Genomic DNA, 1,243 nt, shown 5'->3' with positions numbered 1-1,243 from the left:
GCCCTCGACGGCGCCATCCGCAACGCCGGGCAGGTCGCCGTCACCGGGGCGGTCTCCTCCGACGCCGGCTTCGCCAACGCCGCCGGCGCCAGCCTGACCGTCTCCGGCCGCTACGCCCTGGCCGGCGGCCTCGACAACGCCGGCACCGTCGCGATCGCCGACGGCGGCCGCCTCGTCGCCGGCCGCGTCGCCAATGCCGGCCTGCTCACCATCGCGGCCCAGGGCAGCGTCGTCGACGACCTCCTCAACACCGGCCGCCTGGTCAACGCCGGCGCCTACACCGCCGACGCGGTCAACGCCCCGGGCGGCACCCTGATCAACACCGGCACCTTCACCACCGTCTCGGCCCCGTTCGTCAACGCCGGCACCCTGGTCACCACCGGCAGCCTCACCGGCGGGCTCACCAACACCGGCGGCGTCCAGGCCGCCGGCGTGCTCGCCGGGCCGGTGAGCAACGCCCCGAGTGGCGTCATCGCGCTGACCGGCCCCACCACCGGCATCACCCGGCTCGCCAACGACGGCGCGTTCGACCTCGGCGGCACCGCGCTCACCGTCGGCTCGCTCACCGGCACCACCGCCACCGCCACGCTGGGCAACGGCCGGCTCACGGTCGGCACCGACGGCAGCGCGTCCGACTATGCCGGGCAGATCGTCGACGGCGCCAGCCCGACCAGCCTGACCAAGGTCGGCGCCGGCACCCTGACCCTGTCCGGGCTCAACACCTTCTCCGGGCCGATCAGCATCCTCGGCGGCGACCTCGCGGTCACCGGCGCCCTGCCCAACGCCGCGCTCACGTTCGGTGCCGGCAGCCGGCTCACCGGCGACGGCTGGTTCGGCACCGTGAGCCTCGGCGCCGGCAGCGTGCTCAGCCCCGGCGCCGCCCCGGGCGCACTCGGCCTGATCCGCGTCGCCGGCAGCCTCACCCTGGCGCCGGGCTCGGTCTACCGGGTCGACGCCACCCCGGACGGCCACGCCGACCGCGTCACGGTCGGGGGCGGCGCCACGGTGGCGGGCGCCCGGGTCGAGGCCGTGGCCGGCGCCGGCGCCTGGGCCCCGCGCACCCGCTACACCATCCTGACCGCCGCGGGCGGCGTCCAGGGCCGGTTCGCCGGGGTGTCGAGCAGCTTCGCGTTCCTGACCCCGTTCCTCGGCTACGAGCCGAACGCCGTGACCCTGACGCTGGCGCGCAACGACCTCGACTTCGCCGCGGTGGCGCACACCCGCAACCAGCGCGCGGCGGCCG

Annotated in this window: 1 protein-coding gene; it reads left to right on the top strand. The window is 76.8% G+C overall.

Going from position 1 to position 1,243, the window contains the following annotated elements:
- Nucleotides 1-1,243, top strand: a 1,243-nt coding sequence (locus MFF40_RS28300; protein WP_238263141.1) for an autotransporter-associated beta strand repeat-containing protein, incomplete at both ends; no start/stop codon positions are given.

This window comes from Methylobacterium mesophilicum, from assembly GCF_022179445.1.
GTDB classification, from domain to species: Bacteria; Pseudomonadota; Alphaproteobacteria; order Rhizobiales; family Beijerinckiaceae; genus Methylobacterium; species Methylobacterium mesophilicum.
This window is presented reverse-complemented; position numbering and strand designations above follow the sequence as displayed.